Here is a 17,022-nt window from a genome sequence, read left to right as displayed (position 1 = left end):
ACGCAATGAGCATTTTGGGAATCGAGCAGATCACGTACGGCGTCGACGACCTCGCGACCTGCCGGCGCTTTTTCGCCGACTGGGGGCTGAAGGAAGTCGCGCACGACGACACGCGCGCACGCTTCGAGACGCTGAACGGCTGCACCGTGCTGGTCGTCAAGGCCGACGATCCGGCGCTGCCGCCCGCGTTCGAAGCAGGCCCGACGCTGCGTGAAGTCACGTGGGGCGTCGCGACGCAGCAGGAACTCGACGCGCTGCGCACGAAGCTCGCCGGCCAGCCCGGCTATTACGCGCAGGACGATGCAGTTGGCTGTATCGATCCGAACGGGATGGCGATCCGCGTCGAAGTCACGCGCAAGCGTGCGCTCGAAATCACGGGCTCGCCGTCGAACGTGTGGGGCCAGACGCTGCGCGTCGACCAGCCGAGCCCGATCTATGCGCGCGCGGAGCCGGTCGAGGTCGGCCATGTCGTGTTCTTCACGAACTGCCTCGACGCGCAGGAAAAGTTCTATCACGAGCTGTTCGGCTTCGAGACGTCGGATCGCTACCCTGGCCGCGGCGCGTTCATGCGCTGCGCGCCGCATGGCGGGCACCACGACCTGTTCCTGCTCGCGCTGCCGAATGGCAAGCGCGGCCTGAACCATGTCGCGTTCACCGTGCGCGACATCCATGAAGTGTTCGGCGGCGGCATGCACATCGACCGCTGCGGCTGGGAGACGCAACTCGGCCCGGGGCGTCACCCGGTGTCGTCCGCGTACTTCTGGTACTTCCAGAATCCGGCCGGCGCGCTGATCGAGTATTACGCGGACGAAGACGTGCTGACGCCGGACTGGCAGCCGCGCGAGTTCGAGCCGGGCCCGACCGTGTTCGCCGAGTGGGCCGTCGACGGCGGCCTCGATGGCAACACGCGCCGGCAGAAGAGCGCGAAGGCGCCGGAAGGCAAGTTCATGACGGAGCGCAAATCATGACCGAAGCGAACACGCAGGCGCAGGCCGCGCCCGGCACGGTCGTCGTGATCGGCGGCGGCCAGGCGGCCGGCTGGGTGCTGAAGACGCTGCGCGCCGAAGGCTACACGGGCCGCCTCGTGATGATCGCCGACGAGCCGCATCTGCCGTACGAGCGCCCGCCGCTGTCGAAGGCCGTGCTGGCCGGCGACGCCGACATCGAAACCGTGCGCGTCGTGCGCCCGGACGAATTCGACGCGCTCGACATCGAGGCGTGGCAGCCGGAACGTGCGGCGTCGATCGACCGCGCACGCCGCATCGTGACGACCGCGAGCGGCCGCGAGATCGAATACGACCGGCTCGTGATCGCGACCGGCGGCACGTCGCGCCGGCTGCCCGACGCGATCGTGAAGACGCCGAACCTGCACTACCTGCGCACGCTCGACGAAGCGGCCGCGCTCGGCGAGAAGCTGCGCGCCAGCCGGCGCGTGCTCGTGATCGGCGGCGGCTGGATCGGCCTCGAAGTCGCGGCGACCGCGCGCAAGCTCGGCGTCGACGCGGTGGTGGTCGAAGGCGCGCCGCGCCTGTGCGGCCGCTCGGTGCCGCAGATCGTGTCGGATTTCCTGCTCGACCTGCATCGCGCGAACGGCGTCGACGTGCGTCTGGGCGCGGCGCTCGCGTCGCTCGACGCGCAACCGGACGACGCGTCGAAGGTGCGCGCGACGCTCGCCGACGGCACGACGATCGACGCCGATTTCGCGGTGGCCGGCATCGGCCTCGCGTTGAACGCGTCGCTCGCGAGCGATGCGGGGCTGGCCGTCGACGACGGCATCGTCGTCGACGAATTCGGCGCGACGAGCGACCCGGCGATCTTCGCGTGCGGCGACGTCGCGAACCATCACAACGGCTGGCTGAAGCGGCGCGTGCGGCTCGAATCGTGGGCCAACGCACAGAACCAGGCGATCGCGGCCGCGAAGGCGGTGCTCGGCGTGCGCGCGCCGTACGCGGAGATTCCGTGGTTCTGGTCCGATCAGTACGACGTGAACCTGCAGATCCTCGGCGATCTGCCGGCCGATGCACAGCTCGTCGTACGCGGTGACCTCGCCGCGCGCCGCGCGACGCTGTTTTTCTTGGGCGACGGGCATGTGAGAGGTGTCATCGCCGTGAACAACGCACGCGAGCTGAAGCTCGCACGCAAGTGGATGAACCAGGGCCGGACAGTGGATACGGAAGCCCTGGCAGACACGACCAAAGCGCTTGCCTGACCGGCCAAAAAGATCCAGGAGACACCCCGCATGAGCACTTTCGACAACGTCGTGGCCGGCCGCGCCACGATGGAAGCTGCCGCCTCCACGCCCGGCGCGATCATCGCGCGGCTCGAGCGGCTTCCGGCCAACGCGATGCAGATCCGCGCACGCGTGCTGATCGGCACCGCGACGTTCTTCGACGGCTTCGACGTGATCACGATCGCGGCGACGCTGCCGCTGCTGATTCACAAATGGGGGCTGTCGCCGACGCAGATCGGCATGCTGATCGCGTCCGGCGCGATCGGCCAACTGATCGGCGCATTCCTGTTTCCCGCGCTGGCCGAGAAGCACGGCCGCGTGAAGGCGATCGCGTGGAGCTCGGCCGTGATCGGCATCACGAGCATCGCGTGCGGCTTCGCGCCGACGTTCGAGGTGTTCGTGCTGCTGCGGATTTTGCAGGGGCTCGGGCTCGGCGGCGAGTTGCCGGTCGCCGCGACGTACATCAACGAGATCACGCGCGCGCACGGCCGCGGCCGTTTCGTGCTGCTGTACGAGATCGTGTTCCCGATCGGCCTGCTCGTGTCGATGGCGCTCGGCGCGTGGCTCGTGCCGCGCTTCGGTTGGGAAATCATGTACTTCGTCGGCGGGCTGCCGCTGATCCTGTCGGTCGTGCTCACGCGTCTCGTGCCGGAATCGCCGCGCTGGCTCGCATCGCGCGGGCGGCTCCCGGAAGCCGGGCGCGCGGTGAGCGCGTTCGAAGCGTCGGTGCGCGGCGAGCTGCCGCCGGTCACGCAGGCGGCCGCGTTCGACGAGATGGTGCGCCAGCATCCGAAGCGCAAGATGAGCGACCTGTTCAGCGCCGCGTATCGCAAGCGCACGCTCGCGGTGGCGACGTTGTGGGCGACGTGCGGGTTCATCCAGTACGGGCTGTCGACGTGGCTGCCGACGATCTACAAGAACTTCTATCACGCGCCGCTGCAGCTCGCGCTGAACCTCGCGGTGATCGGCTCGGTGATGGGCGTGCTCGGTTCGCTGGCGTCGGCGCTGCTCGTCGACAAGCTCGGCCGCAAGCCGGTGATCGTGTGGTCGTTCGTGCTGTGCGCGCTGTCGCTGGCGTTCGCGGGCATCTATCACGCGTCGTCGGTGTACGTCGTCGCGATCTTCTGTTCGCTGTCGCTCGGGTTGATGGCGTCGGGTTTCATTACCGCGTACGTCTACACGCCGGAACAGTATCCGACCAGCATCCGCGCGTCAGGCTGCGGGCTCGGCAGCGCGTGGCTGAAGATCGCGTCGTTCGTCGCGCCGATGGTCGTGCCGCACGCGATCATCGGCGGCAACCTCGCGCCGGCGTTCTACCTGATCGGCATCGTGCCGCTGATTGCGGCGGTGACCGTGCATTTCGTTGGGATCGAGACGAAGGGGAAGGTGCTCGAAGCACTCGAAGCGTGAGCGAGGGCGGCAGCAACGGTTGACGTGAAAGGAAAGGCCCGGACGATGTCCGGGCTTTTTGTTTGGGGCGGTGCGGTAGTGTCGCCGGGCAGCGCGAACGCATGCAATTGTTGACGTGTGGCTTGCATGGTCTAATTCACGATCCCGTTTTCTTCCGGTCATCGTCATGCCCCTGTTCGAACCCGTCACGCTGAATACATCCCGCCTCGTTCTGCGTCCGCTGCGCGAAGCGGATGCGCCGGCCTTCTTCGAGATCTGGTCGGATGCGGAAGCGATGCGCTATTTCTCGTTCGCGCCGATGACGCACGTCGAACAGGCGGCGGAGCGCATCGAACGCAACCTGCGGACGTCGGCGAGCGGGCAGGATTTCGTGTGCGTGCTCGAACTGCGGGAAACCGGCGACGCGCTGGGCGAATGCGTGCTGTTCCATGCGAACGAGCAGTGCCGGCGCGCTGAAATCGGCTTCAGCCTGCGGCGCAAATTCTGGAACGGCGGGTACATGCGCGAAGCGGCGCACGCGGTGATCGACCATGCGTTCGGCACGCTGCGTCTGAACCGGCTCGAGGCCGATATCGATCCGCGCAACGCGGCGTCGGCGCGGCTGCTGGAACGGCTCGGCTTCGTCAGGGAAGGGTTGTTGCGCGAACGCTGGATCGTCGGCGACGAAGTGTCGGACAGCGCGCTGTACGGATTGCTGGCGAGTGATCGGCGCGGGCCGTATCGGCCGGCGGATATCGCGTGAAATGCGTCGCGCGGGGCGCTCACAGTTTCGCGAGCCAACCCTCGACTTTTTCCTTCCCGCGCAGCGTCGCGATCCACCGCTCGGGCAACGCCGGCTCGCCATACAGCGCACCGGCGAGGCTGCCCGCGATGGCCGCCGTCGTATCCGTGTCGTTGCCGAGCGCGATCGCGCGCTTCACGCAGTCTTCGTAGCTGCCCGTCGACAGCAGGCAATGGATCGACGACCAGAAGCTGTCGACCACGTAGCCGGAGCCTTGCGGCGCGTCGAAGCGGCCGTCGAGCACGACCTTCAGCTCGATTTCGTCGTTCGTGCGTTCGTAGCGCGCCAGCAAATCGTCTTCGGCCGCGCGCACGGCGTCGGGTGCGGACTGGCCTTCGACGATACCGAGCGCCGTCAGGCAATACAGCGCGCAGCAAAGCTGCGAGCGCACGTGGCCGTGCGTGACGAGGCTCTGCTTGCATGCGAGCCGGATCGCTTCGTCGCGCGACGCGGCGACCATCACCACGGGAAAGCAGCGCATCAGCGAGCCGTTGCCGTTGTCGCGCTCGCCATCGGGCCCGGCCACGGCCGGAGCCTTGCCGGCCGCGAGTGCGTGGAACGCGCGCTGCGTCTGCAGGCCGACGTCGAATACGCGCCCGTCCGGCGTGAATGCGCCGCGATGAAACCAGTCCTGCAGGTTGCCGGCGAACGTGTCGAGATTCAGGTCACGGTCGTGCAACAGTGCATCGAGCAGCGCGAGTGCCTGCGCACCGTCGTCGCTCCAGGTGCCGGGTGGCACGCCATCGTGTGCGTGCTCGAAGCCGTGCGGCGGCGTCATGTCGATCGCGGCGGGAGGCGGGATTGACTCGGCGTCGTGGAATTCGTAAGGCACGCCCAGCGCGTCGCCGACCAGCAGGCCAAGCAGGCCGCCGCGCAGGCGGGAGAGTCGGGTCGGATTGGTGGTCATCGGAGGAGGCTCGGGTTGGCGGCTCGCGTTGCAGATTAGACCAATCGCATTCGCGTGCCTAGCCGGTGCGTGCGGGAGGACGGGCGCGAATCGCTGGAGGTATGCTTGCGCGTCAAGACCGGATCAGGCGACGACTTGCGGAGCGCATCCGTATAACGCCGGTCCGGCGGCGGCACAGAGCATGGAGCAACGACATGAAACAGATCGTGGTAACCCGCGTCGCAGCCTATTCCGCCGGCAGCGAATGCGCGGAGGTGACGCTACGCTGCGGTGAGCACGAGATCACGGTGTTCTCGTTCGGCGGCACGGCGCGCGTGAACGACATCGTACGAACGCCGGTGTCGGCGATCGATTGCGATGTACGCGCGGCCTGTCTTGCCGATTGGCCCGACGATGCCAAGCGGGCGGCCAGCCGGCAATGGATCGGGAAAACCGCGAACCCGTACGGCTACCGCGGATGCGGGCAGGTCGTCGACCGGGAGCAGGGGTTGATCGACGTGGTCGGTTTCGTGATCGACGCGGGCGAGCTGCCATGCGATGGCGCGGTCGAATTCGAGTGTCTGCGGCTCGACCTCTGAGCGGCCGATCGACGGTCGGTCTTGCCGGATTGCCGGCGCAAACTTACCCTTGGCCAGCACACCTGCCCACGAAAAGGATCGACCATGCAAGCCCATCCTCTGCGTCTTTCCCCCGGCGAAGATCTGCGCGGTGCCATCGAGGCCGCGTTGCGTTCGCATGGCGCTCACGCGGCGTTCGTGATCCAGGGCATCGGCAGCCTGAGCGTCGCGCAGTTGCGTTTTGCCGGCATCGACCAGCCCACCGAACTGCGCGGCGACCTCGAAATCCTGACGTTGGCCGGCTCGGTCTCGCCGGACGGCGCGCACCTGCACATGGCCGTTTCCGACGCATGCGGGCGCGTGTCGGGCGGCCATGTCGCGAGCGGTTGCGTGGTGCGTACGACCGCCGAGATCCTGCTCGCGCTGCTTCCCGCCCATCGTTTCTCGCGCGAACCCGACGCGGGCACCGGCTTCAACGAACTGGTGATCCGCCGCGCACCGGGTGGCGACAGCGCATAAAAAAATGGCGCCGCGGGCATTGAGCCTGCGACGCCATTGCGTGGCGCTGCGGCGGCAACCGCCCGCCGCAACCCGACCGCGTGCTTACAGCTGCACGGTGTCGGCCACTTCCTTGAAGTCTTCGATCTGGTCGAAGTTCATGTACTTGTAGATCTTGTCGCCGTTGGCCGTGAGCACGCCCATGTCGGCCATGTACTCTTCCTTGGTCGGGATCTTGCCCAGACGCGAGCAGATCGCCGCCAGTTCCGCCGAGCCGAGGTACACGTTCGTGTTCTTGCCCAGGCGGTTCGGGAAGTTGCGGGTCGACGTCGACATGACCGTCGCGCCTTCGCGCACCTGTGCCTGGTTACCCATGCACAGCGAGCAGCCCGGCATTTCGGTACGCGCGCCGGCCGTGCCGAACACGCCGTAGTGACCTTCTTCGGTCAGCTGCTTCTGGTCCATCTTGGTCGGCGGCGCGACCCACAGCTTGACCGGAATGTCGCGCTTGCCTTCCAGCAGCTTCGACGCGGCACGGAAGTGGCCGATGTTGGTCATGCACGAGCCGATGAACACTTCGTCGATCTTCGCGCCGGCCACGTCGGACAGCGTCTTCACGTCGTCAGGGTCGTTCGGGCATGCGACGATCGGCTCGTGGATGTCGGCGAGGTCGATCTCGATGACGGCCGCGTACTCGGCGTCGGCGTCCGGCGACAGCAGTTGCGGGTCGGCCAGCCACTGCTCCATCGCTGCGATACGGCGCTGCAGGCTGCGCGGATCCTGGTAGCCCTGCGCGATCATCCACTTCAGCAGCGTGATGTTGCTGTTCAGGTACTCGATGATCGGTTCCTTGTTCAGGTGCACCGAGCAACCGGCGGCCGAACGCTCGGCGGACGCATCCGACAGCTCGAACGCTTGCTCGACCTTCAGGTCGGGCAGGCCTTCGATTTCGAGAATGCGGCCCGAGAAGATGTTCTTCTTGCCTTGCTTGGCGACCGTCAGCATGCCTTGCTTGATCGCGTACAGCGGAATTGCGTTGACGAGGTCACGCAGCGTGACGCCCGGTTGCATCTTGCCCTTGAAGCGGACCAGCACCGATTCCGGCATGTCCAGCGGCATCGTGCCGGTGGCGGCCGCGAAGGCGACCAGGCCCGAGCCTGCCGGGAAGCTGATGCCGATCGGGAAGCGCGTGTGCGAATCGCCGCCGGTGCCGACGGTGTCGGGCAGCAGCATGCGGTTCAGCCACGAGTGGATCACGCCGTCGCCCGGGCGCAGTGCGATACCGCCGCGCGTGCTGATGAAGTTCGGCAGCGTCTGGTGCGTCTTCACGTCGACCGGCTTCGGATAAGCGGCGGTGTGGCAGAACGACTGCATCACGAGATCGGCCGAGAAGCCGAGGCACGCGAGATCCTTCAGTTCGTCGCGGGTCATCGGGCCCGTGGTGTCCTGCGAGCCGACCGAGGTCATCTTCGGTTCGCAGTACGTGCCCGGGCGCACGCCCTGGCCTTCCGGCAGACCGCATGCGCGGCCGACCATCTTCTGCGCGAGCGAGAAGCCCTTGCCGCTGTCGGCCGGCTGGTGCGGCAGGCGGAACAGCGTCGACGGCGCGAGGCCCAGCGCTTCGCGCGCCTTCGCGGTCAGGCCGCGGCCGATGATCAGCGGAATGCGGCCGCCGGCGCGCACTTCGTCGAACAGCACGTCGGACTTGACCTGGAATTCGGCGATCACTTCGCCGTTCTTCAGCGCCTTGCCGTCATACGGGCGCAGTTCGACCACGTCGCCCATTTCCATCTGCGACACGTCGAGCTCGATCGGCAGCGCGCCGGCGTCTTCCATCGTGTTGTAGAAGATCGGGGCGATCTTGCCGCCGAGGCACACGCCGCCGAAACGCTTGTTCGGCACGAACGGGATGTCTTCGCCGGTGAACCACAGCACCGAGTTGGTGGCCGACTTGCGCGAGGAGCCGGTGCCGACCACGTCGCCCACGTAGGCGACCAGGTGACCCTTTTCCTTCAGCGATTCGATGAACTTGACCGGGCCGCGCTTGCCGTCTTCTTCCGGCGTGATGCCGGGGCGCGCGTTCTTCAGCATCGCCAGCGCGTGCATCGGGATGTCCGGGCGGGTGGTGGCGTCCGGCGCCGGCGACAGATCGTCGGTGTTGGTTTCGCCCGTGACCTTGAAGACCGTGACGGTCAGGCTTTGCGGCACTTCCGGACGGCTCGTGAACCATTCGGCGTCGGCCCAGCTTTGCAGCACGGCCTTCGCGTGCGCGTTGCCCTTGTCGGCGAGTTCCTTCACGTCATGGAACTGGTCGAACATCAGCAGGGTTTTCTTCAGCGCGTCGGCGGCGACGGCCGCGACTGCTTCGTCGGACAGCAGCTCGATCAGCGGCTGGATGTTGTAGCCGCCGAGCATCGTGCCGAGCAGTTCGGTGGCGCGCTCGCGCGAGATCAGCGGGCTGACCGTCTCGCCCTTGGCCACGGCGGCCAGGAAGCCGGCCTTCACGCGGGCGGCTTCGTCGACGCCGGCCGGCACGCGGTAGGTGATCAGTTCGAGCAGCGTTTGCTCTTCGCCGGCGGGCGGATTCGCCAGCAGTTCCACCAGTTCGGCGGTTTGCTGGGCCGTCAACGGCAGCGGGGGAATACCGAGCGCGGCGCGGGCGGCCACGTGAGCACGAAAGTTTTCAAGCATGGGGAGACCTGCTGATATGGCGTTTGAGGGGAAGGCCTTTCCGGCACTCCGAGGCTGTTCCAGGCACTGCTTTGAGCGGGATTCTAATCTCAATGCTCTGTAACGTCAAATGTCTTATGTCTTATATAAGAGTTGGCGCGCGTGAACCGGGCGGGCGCGGCGGTACGGCGCGCCGGTTCGTTCCGGCGAAGTCTGGCGGGATGTCCGGGCGCCTTTGCCGGCAAGGTGTTCCGGGCGGTTCTTGCCGTCGCCGGAAGGATGGGGCGATCCGCGGCTGGCGGCCTGGTCGCGATTCGGGCGCGTCCGCTGACGGCAGGTCGGCCCTGCCGGGTCCGACTTTCGTCATGTGGAACGGCAGCGGGCCGTGCGCGGTGGCGACTGAAGGGCTCGAACCCGATTCCGGTTTCCGGTGCCGCACATATCTGCACAAGCACACAAGAAACGGTACACACGCGTTGCTTCCGCGCGTCTACGCTCCTTTTCGCGCGGCTTGCAATCAGGTTTCAAACAGGCGGGGCGAGGATCGGCATGCGCCTGTCGGCTCACCCTGAACGTCCGCGATACCTTCAATTCCGTCGAGCAAGAACATGCGATCCAGACATTGGCTTTTCCTGATGGCGTCACTCGTCGCGTCGGCGGCCGTTCATGCGGCCGCGACCGGCGACGAGACGCAGGGCGCGGCCAGCCAGCCCGTCGCGCTGGTCTATCGCGGCCCGGCAGCGTGCGATGGCTGCCCCGAAGCGATCGCCGCGCGCCTGCGGGAATCGGATTACAGGTTTCGGGTGATCTACGTCGGGCCGGCCGAGAAGCTCAAGATCACGCCTGCGGCCCTGGCCGGCGCCGCTTTATACGTCCAGCCCGGCGGCGGGCAGGACATCCCCGGTGCGGCAGCGAGCATCGGGCGGCGTTCGATCCAGGCCGTGCGGCGATACGTGTCGAACGGCGGGCGATATCTCGGCATCTGCATGGGCGCGTATCTGGCGGGCGAGCAGGGTTTTGGGCTGGTTGCCGGCGAGATCGACTCCGAGGTCGACCGGCCGGGCTCGACGCTTCACGGCATCGCGGACACCGTGACACCGGTCGTATGGCGCGGGAAAAAGCGCTGGATCTACTTCCAGGACGGCGCGATGCTTCCGGCCGTCCAGGCCGGTTCCGGCGGTGTCGTGCTGGCGACTTATCCGAACCACGACATCGCGGCCGCGACGTACCGCTTCGGCAAAGGGCGCGTCGGGCTCGTCGGCCCGCATCCCGAGGCCGATGAAAGCTGGTATCGCCAGTACCGTCTCACGAACCCGGACGGCGTTTCGCCGGACATGGCTCATGACCTGATCCACGCGACGATGAAGCCATAACGGCGCGTGCGTTATTTCCGTTTGGCCCGGTACGCGTCGAGATTCTTGCGCGCCTGCGCGCGGATGGCGCGTTGCACGAACGGCGTCCAGCCGAGCAGGGCTCCCTTCAGCCCGAGCGCCTGGCGTGCCCAGCGCCACAAGTCGAAGCTGTCGCGATGCTCGACGATGAGCCCGTCGCGAAACCGGAACCGCGCGTCGATCCGGTTGACCACCATGCGGCCGGTGGCGGTGAACCGGTAGCGCGCGACCCACTGCGCGCGGCCGGCCTGTTCATCCGCGTCGACCTCGCCGAACGTCAGCGAAAATTCCTGCGCACGCGCGACCAGCATGCGCCACATGTCGCGCGCGAGATCGCCGCGCAGTTCGCCGAACGCGGGATCGCTGAAGACGATGTCGTCGGCATAACAGGCGAGCATCGCGTCGATGTCGCGCTGCTGGAAGGCGGTGTAAAAACGCTGGATCAACTCGGTGTTCGGATGGCTCATCTTTTGATTGGCTTGTCGTTGCAGATGAAGCGGGGTCTCGACGTGCGGCCGGTTGCCGGTTGCCGGGCAAGCCACTGTATCGGAAATCAAATGCGCTGTCCGCGATGGGCGCGATCACGTGCGCCGGTGTTTCCCGGCTGTTCCGCCGGCCGTCCGATTGATGGACAATCGCGCGCTGGAGGCCGGCAACGCCCCGGCCTTGTCACGCACGTCGATTGTCGAGAAACCGCCCATGAAATTCCGCGTTGAAGCGCCGTTGCGGCGCACCTTGTTGCTGGTGTTGCTGGCCCATGCGTCACCAACCTTCGCGGCAGGGCTCGACTGCGCGCAGGCAAGCAGCGCGACGGAAAAGGCCGTCTGTGCGTCGAACGACCTCCATCTGGACGACGGCAGGCTGTCGGCCTTTTACCGGAAGCTGTCCGATGCGTTGCCGCAAGGGCAGCGCGCCGCGTTGCGCACCGACCAGCTCGGCTGGCTGAAGACCCGCGATCAATGCGGCGCGGATCACGGTTGTATCGAGCAGCGTTATCTGTCGCGGATCGGCGAACTGCAATCGCGGCTGGCCACGGTGCTCGCGTATCACCCCGACGGCGAAGACCAGGCCGCGCTCGACGATTTGCGTACGCTCGTCGATCAGGCGCGCAAAACGGATTCGATCTCACCGGTCGGGACAGTGATCGAACGGTTGCGGATCAAGGCCGGCGTCACCCGCTTTTCCAGCGAATCCGGCGACGGGCAGGGGGCGGTTTTTCCGACGACCCGGCCCGACGGTGTGACGGCCGACGAATGGAAGGCGTTGAAGGCATCGCGCATCGACGTCGACGACACCGCGATGGGCGCCTTCTACACGCTGATCGATCTCGATGGCGACGGGCAGCGCGACCTGGTCGTCGAAACGGCGGCGAACGGAACCGGGTTGTGGTCGTCGGTCGACGTCATGCGCCGCACCGGCGGCAAGTTCGACGTGCCCGGCAATTCGAACGAAGCGATCGACCGCAGCCTGTACACGACGAATGGCCGCGGCGCGAATCAGGCGGCCGAATGGATTCGCTTGCGCGGGCGCGTTTATGCCCTTTATCGCGACAGCCACTACGGCGTGGACGCGTTCTACCTGCTGCGGCCGTTCACCATCGTCGACCAGGTGCCGCAACTGACGGTGCATTATCGTTACCGCCTGTCGGTGCCGATCGAGCAGCACGACGAGGGCAAGGCCGGTTCAACGGTGCTTGACGGCAAGCTGCATGCCGCACTCGAACGGGCGCTGCGCGAGGTGAGCGACAGCACCGCGCGCGATGCGGGCTCCGACAAGCCGCTGTGCCCGATTCCGCCTTCGGTGCAAGGCGATGCTCGCAGCGACTACATGAACTACGGGCCCGGCCACTACGCGTACGAGATCGTCGGCGACATGCCGGTGCATGTCGGCGGCACGTGCCATATCGGCCGGCTGGTCGACTGGTTCGGCGATTACGGCAAGAATGGCCTGATGGCGCAGATGTCGATACGCATTCCCGGCGGCGATACGGACCACGTGCAGACATTCGACGTGAACGGCGTCCGGACCGTGACATCCGTTGCAACGTCGATCGGGAAAGTGACGGTGAACAGCGGGAATTGATGCGAACGCGCGCGGCTTCGGTTCAGGCGTTTCCGCCTGAACGCGAGCGGAGCGTCACCGGATTCGCGTCAACGGTTCGCCATCGCGACGTCCTGGTTGCCGCGCCCGGTCACCAGGCAGCCCGACATGAACGCCTCGCTCTGGCTGCCGGCGGCGGCCTCGCCGAAGCCCCGGCCGAGCGCGTCGGCCTTCACCTGCGCGGCGCCTTGCTCGCACGCCAGCGGGCTGGCGTCGCGGCCCTGCGCATGCAGGATCGCGCGATCGGCAATGAGATACGCCAGCAGCGCGAAAACAGCGATATGTACGGCTCGTCTCATGGTTCGTCTCCTCGTCACCCAAGCGTACGCGGACACGTTTGGCGAAGCACTTGGGGGTTCCCCCGGTAAACGTCTGCTGAAAACGGTGGCGGGCGCGCGTGATCCCGTCCTGTTTTTCGGGTTTCACGTGCAAAAGGAAGGGGCTGTCGGCAGACGAGAGGAGGGGTGCGCAGCGCGGCAATCGCGCGACGGATTTCAGCGCGGCCGGCGCGTGATTCGCGCGAGTTTGACGAATGTCAGGGTGCGGGCGGGCGACGACGGTTGCGCTGCCGTTCGAAGCGATAGCATGAATGCATGATTTGACGGAACGCGATGACGGGTGAATGCATCGGTTCCGGCAAGCAGGCGCGTGTCGAATATCGCTATCGAAATAGTGAGGAATCCAAATGCTTAACGTATCTTCCGTGTTGATCAGTCTCGCCCCGATGTGGGCAATCTTGCTGGTTGCGTCCTCGGCTGCTGCTTATTTCGTGTTCTGGCGCAAGGTCATCGAATAAGCGCTGCGTGACGAGCGTTGCGCATGCTGCGCGCAACGCGCATACGTGCCGCGTTGATCGTGCATCCGTCGCCGGCGCAAGTTCGCGGCCGTCATGAGAACGCGGCCGCGCTGCACGCCAGTCATTGCACGGCCGTCACCGGCACGTTCGAAATCCGCACCAGCCGGCCCATCACGCTGCGGCGAAACACCGACAGCAGCGCATGAAGCGGATCGTGCCTCGGCGCGACGACCACGATTTCGTCGCATCCGTTTTCGGCCGCCGCTGCCGCGATCGTATCGGCCACCGGGCCGACCTTCATCACGACGCTGTACTTGACGCCGACTTCCCGTAGAATCCGCTCCGCCATGGCCAGATCGTCGGACGCGAACTTCTCCTCGATCGAGCGCAGCCGCGACAGCGGGTGATAGGCCTCGAGCCGCGTCGATTCGAGCGGCGCCTGAACGTTGATCAGCACGATCTCCGACGCGCACCGTTCGCGATACAGGAATGTCGCGTGGCGCACCGCCTGCAGCGAGCGGGGCGAGTGACCGACCGGAACCAGCAGCTTGAGCATGAACGTTGTCCAGGGAACGAGATGATTCCAGCGTAGCGCGCCGCCGGGCCGAGCGATCTAAAGAGACCGGGCGGCCGCGTAAAAATGTCGTTAACGCACGCCGCCTCGTGTCGCGCCTAAGGAAACGCTGATCAATGGACCAACTTCCGAAGTTGCAGGCGAGATGGCTTCAAATTTTCTGGATGACGAAGCGAATCGGCGCTCAATTCAGTGAATTTGGCGCGTAAGCGAGCCTCCCCTGCTCGCATTTTTCATACGCATGACGGACTGCTCCCATGGACCGATCGCAACAGATTTCGCGCAATCACCAGATTCGCCAGAGCGAACAGGCTGAACAGTTGCGCGGTGTTCTTGGCCAAGCCCTTGTATCGGGTCTTGCGATGCTGAAACAGATTCTTGACGATATGAAACGGATGCTCAACCCGCGAACGGATCTGCGCCTTGGTTCGCTCGAGCGCGATCACCAGGTCCTTCAGCGCTCCTTCTTGCATCGCCTTGATCTTTCCCCGCCTGGCAGCGACGTGCCACTTCACGGCCTTGCCCGCCATTTCCTCGCGCTTGTCGACGCCAATGTAGCCCGCGTCGGCGAACACCTGCTCTTCATGCCCGTGCAGCAGGGCATGAGCTTGCGATACATCCGACACGTTGGCCGCCGTGCCAACCACACTGTGAATCAGGCCCGAGTCGGCGTCGACGCCAATGTGGGCTTTCATGCCAAAGTGCCATTCGTTGCCCTTCTTCGTTTGATGCATTTCCGGGTCACGGCTCTTCCCGGCATTCTTGGTCGACGGCGGCGCTTCAATGATCGTCGCGTCAACCAGCGTGCCTTCCTTCATCATCAGCCCACGCTCGCACAGCGAGATGCCAATCTCGTCGAACAACTTCCGTGTCAGTTCGTGTTCGATCAGCAGGCGCCGGAACTTCAACAGCGTGGTTGCATCAGGCACGTTCTCGATCGCCAGATCGATGCCGGCGAAGGCTCGCAGCGTGATGCTGTCATACAGCGCGTCTTCCAGTCCTTCGTCCGACAGTCCGTACCACTGTTGCACGAAGTAGATTCGCAGCATCCGCTCAAGGCCAATCGGCGGGCGACCTCGCGTGCCCTTCGGATAGTGCGGTTCGATGGCCGACAGCAAGCGCTGCCACGGAACGACCTTCTCCATCTCTTCCAGGAAGCGTTGGCGCCTCGTCACTCGCTTCTTGCCTGCAATTTCCGCTTCCGCGAAGCCGATCTGCCTCTTCATCGTCGTGGGTCCGTTCCGTGAGCTGTCTTCTAAACGTCCTCGGCTACGTCTGCGATGACCGCCGAGCCGAATAAATCAGCGTTTCCCTAATAGAAATATAAGAAATTTAAGTTTATGCGCATAAACGATTTCATCCACCGAGGCGGCGCACGAGGTCCGATACCCGTCGCCGCGATTCAGTCGAATCCGCAATGAATCGTGACGGAAAATATCGGAGGTTGCCGATCCGGCGTCGCGTAGAGTAGTGCATCGGCCGCAGCGCGGCCCCTCCCGGCCGGTTCGGGAGCGGCCGCCGCCGCCACGCGGCCTGCCATTCATTCAGATTTCAGGAGACCCCGAATGCCGCACGGCGCCCCGCAGCTTCTCGCTCCCGCTTCCATTTCCGTCGATCCGATCGTGCGCCTGTCGGCAGGCGAGCTCGCGTCGGCGATCCGCAGCAAGGCGGTCTCGTGCGTCGAGACGATGCGCGCGTATCTCGACCACGTCGAGCGCGTGAACGGCGCGGTCAACGCGATCGTCGCGCTGCGCGAGCGCGATACGTTGCTCGCCGAAGCCGCGGAAAAGGATGCCGCGCTGGCGCGCGGCGAGTACCACGGCTGGATGCACGGGATGCCGCAGGCGCCGAAGGATCTGGCGATGACGAAGGGGCTCCGGACGACCTACGGCTCGCCGATCTTCCGTGAGCACGTGCCGCAGGCCGATTCCGTGGGCGTCGCGCGGATGCGCGCGGCCGGCGCGATCTTCATCGGCAAGACCAACACGCCCGAGTTCGGGCTCGGCTCGCACACGTTCAACGAGGTATATGGCGCGACGCGCAACCCGTACGACCTGACGAAGAGCGCGGGCGGCAGCAGCGGCGGCACGGCGGCGGCGCTCGCGTCGCGGATGCTGCCGGTGGCGGACGGCAGCGATTTCGGCGGTTCGCTGCGCAATCCGGCCGCGTTCTGCAACATCTACGGCTTCCGGCCGTCGCAGGGGCGCGTGCCGCGCTGGCCGGGCGTCGACGTGTTCATCCAGCAGCTCGGCATCGAGGGGCCGATGGGCCGCACGGTCGGCGACGTCGCGCAACTGCTCGCGATCCAGGCCGGCTACGACCGGAACGATCCGCTGTCGCTCGCCGACGATCCGGCCGTGTTCGCGCAACCGCTCGAAGCAGACCTGCGCGGCAAGCGCATCGCGTGGGTCGGCGACTGGAACGGCTATCTCGCGACCGAGGCCGGCGTGCTCGCGCAGTGCGAACAGGGGCTGGCGACGCTGCGCGAGATCGGCTGCGACGTCGATGCCGCGCTGCCCGCGTTCGCGCCTGATCGCATCTGGCGCCTGTGGCTCGCGCACCGGCACCTGCTGTCCGGCGGCGGGCTGCTCGCGCATTACCGTGATCCGGCCCGCCGCGCGCTGCTGAAGCCCGAGGCGATCTACGAGATCGAGGGGCTGCTCGCGATGCAGGGCGACGCGGTGTTCGACGCGAGCGTCGAGCGCACGGCCTGGCATCAGGCCGTGCTGAGCTTCTTCGACCGCTACGATTTCATCGCGGCGCCGACTGCCCAGGTGTTCCCGTTCGACGTCGACCAGCGCTGGCCGAAGGAGATCGCGGGCCGCGCGATGGACACTTATCACCGCTGGATGGAAACGGTCGTGCCATGGACGCTGGCCGGCTGCCCGGTGATCAGCGTGCCGGTCGGTTTCAACGACGCGGGGCTGCCGATGGGGATGCAGCTGATCGGGCGCCCGCGTGCCGATCTCGACGTGCTGCAGCTCGCACGCGGTTACGAGCAGGCGGCCGACTGGGTCGGCCGGCGGCTGCCGGCCTGGATGGCCGCGTAACGCCGCGGCAGGCGGGCGGCGGCATGCCGCCCGTTTTGTTTGGGCATCGACACGTGCG

At 66.1% G+C, this 17,022-nt stretch carries 15 protein-coding genes; 9 read left to right on the top strand and 6 right to left on the bottom strand.

Annotation, left to right across the window (positions count from 1 at the left end; translation table 11 throughout):
* Positions 1-5 precede the first annotated feature (5 nt).
* The 4 genes from BBJ41_RS22805 (at position 6) to BBJ41_RS22790 (ending at position 4,382) form a co-directional block, all read left to right on the top strand.
* Complete coding sequence (locus BBJ41_RS22805; protein WP_069748555.1) at positions 6-968, top strand: VOC family protein; 963 nt, start codon at positions 6-8, stop codon at positions 966-968.
* A complete protein-coding gene (locus BBJ41_RS22800) occupies positions 965-2,209 on the top strand; it encodes an NAD(P)/FAD-dependent oxidoreductase (protein ID WP_069748554.1) in 1,245 nt (414 codons plus the stop codon). The genes BBJ41_RS22805 and BBJ41_RS22800 overlap by 4 nt, the downstream gene beginning before the upstream one ends.
* A gap of 30 nt (positions 2,210-2,239) precedes the next feature.
* On the top strand, positions 2,240-3,640 hold the full coding sequence (locus BBJ41_RS22795) for an MFS transporter (protein WP_069748553.1): 1,401 nt from the start codon (positions 2,240-2,242) through the stop codon (positions 3,638-3,640).
* 166 nt (positions 3,641-3,806) lie between these two features.
* On the top strand, positions 3,807-4,382 hold the full coding sequence (locus tag BBJ41_RS22790; protein WP_069748552.1) for a GNAT family N-acetyltransferase: 576 nt from the start codon (positions 3,807-3,809) through the stop codon (positions 4,380-4,382).
* A gap of 19 nt (positions 4,383-4,401) precedes the next feature.
* Here BBJ41_RS22790 and BBJ41_RS22785 read toward each other — a convergent pair whose 3' ends face one another.
* A complete protein-coding gene (locus BBJ41_RS22785; RefSeq protein ID WP_069748551.1) occupies positions 4,402-5,328 on the bottom strand; it encodes an ADP-ribosylglycohydrolase family protein in 927 nt (308 codons plus the stop codon).
* A 194-nt stretch (positions 5,329-5,522) separates the two neighbouring features.
* On the opposite strand from BBJ41_RS22785, the gene BBJ41_RS22780 reads away from it, so the two are divergent.
* Entirely contained in the window at positions 5,523-5,906 is a 384-nt protein-coding gene (locus tag BBJ41_RS22780; protein ID WP_069748550.1) for a hypothetical protein, read from the top strand.
* Positions 5,907-5,990: 84 nt separating this feature from the next.
* Positions 5,991-6,404: a PPC domain-containing DNA-binding protein gene (locus BBJ41_RS22775; protein WP_069748549.1), complete on the top strand. Its 414-nt coding sequence runs from the start codon at positions 5,991-5,993 to the stop codon at positions 6,402-6,404.
* 84 nt (positions 6,405-6,488) lie between these two features.
* Here BBJ41_RS22775 and acnB read toward each other — a convergent pair whose 3' ends face one another.
* Complete coding sequence (acnB, locus tag BBJ41_RS22770) at positions 6,489-9,074, bottom strand: bifunctional aconitate hydratase 2/2-methylisocitrate dehydratase (protein WP_069748548.1); 2,586 nt, start codon at positions 9,072-9,074, stop codon at positions 6,489-6,491.
* A 587-nt stretch (positions 9,075-9,661) separates the two neighbouring features.
* Between acnB and BBJ41_RS22765 the strand changes: the two genes are divergently transcribed.
* Positions 9,662-10,426 (top strand): BPL-N domain-containing protein, encoded by a 765-nt coding sequence (locus tag BBJ41_RS22765; RefSeq protein ID WP_069748547.1) that lies wholly within the window; start codon positions 9,662-9,664, stop codon positions 10,424-10,426.
* 11 nt (positions 10,427-10,437) lie between these two features.
* Here BBJ41_RS22765 and BBJ41_RS22760 read toward each other — a convergent pair whose 3' ends face one another.
* A complete protein-coding gene (locus BBJ41_RS22760) occupies positions 10,438-10,911 on the bottom strand; it encodes a nuclear transport factor 2 family protein (RefSeq protein WP_069748546.1) in 474 nt (157 codons plus the stop codon).
* 232 nt (positions 10,912-11,143) lie between these two features.
* Between BBJ41_RS22760 and BBJ41_RS22755 the strand changes: the two genes are divergently transcribed.
* Positions 11,144-12,526 (top strand): lysozyme inhibitor LprI family protein, encoded by a 1,383-nt coding sequence (locus BBJ41_RS22755; protein ID WP_069750327.1) that lies wholly within the window; start codon positions 11,144-11,146, stop codon positions 12,524-12,526.
* A gap of 68 nt (positions 12,527-12,594) precedes the next feature.
* Here the strand turns inward: BBJ41_RS22755 and BBJ41_RS22750 are convergent, their stop codons facing one another.
* From BBJ41_RS22750 to BBJ41_RS22740, 3 genes are all read right to left on the bottom strand, one after another.
* Complete coding sequence (locus tag BBJ41_RS22750) at positions 12,595-12,843, bottom strand: adhesin (protein ID WP_069748545.1); 249 nt, start codon at positions 12,841-12,843, stop codon at positions 12,595-12,597.
* A gap of 618 nt (positions 12,844-13,461) precedes the next feature.
* Positions 13,462-13,896: a universal stress protein gene (locus BBJ41_RS22745; RefSeq protein WP_069748544.1), complete on the bottom strand. Its 435-nt coding sequence runs from the start codon at positions 13,894-13,896 to the stop codon at positions 13,462-13,464.
* A gap of 251 nt (positions 13,897-14,147) precedes the next feature.
* Positions 14,148-15,140, bottom strand: coding sequence for an IS5-like element ISBmu2 family transposase (locus BBJ41_RS22740; protein WP_006412423.1), 993 nt, complete (start codon positions 15,138-15,140; stop codon positions 14,148-14,150).
* A 339-nt stretch (positions 15,141-15,479) separates the two neighbouring features.
* Between BBJ41_RS22740 and BBJ41_RS22735 the strand changes: the two genes are divergently transcribed.
* Positions 15,480-16,964, top strand: coding sequence for an amidase (locus BBJ41_RS22735; RefSeq protein WP_069748543.1), 1,485 nt, complete (start codon positions 15,480-15,482; stop codon positions 16,962-16,964).
* Positions 16,965-17,022: the final 58 nt, after the last annotated feature.

Origin of the sequence: Burkholderia stabilis (assembly GCF_001742165.1) — a bacterium.
Lineage (GTDB): Bacteria > Pseudomonadota > Gammaproteobacteria > Burkholderiales > Burkholderiaceae > Burkholderia > Burkholderia stabilis.
Note: the sequence above shows the minus strand (reverse complement) of the source record. Positions and strands in the feature narration are given on the sequence as shown.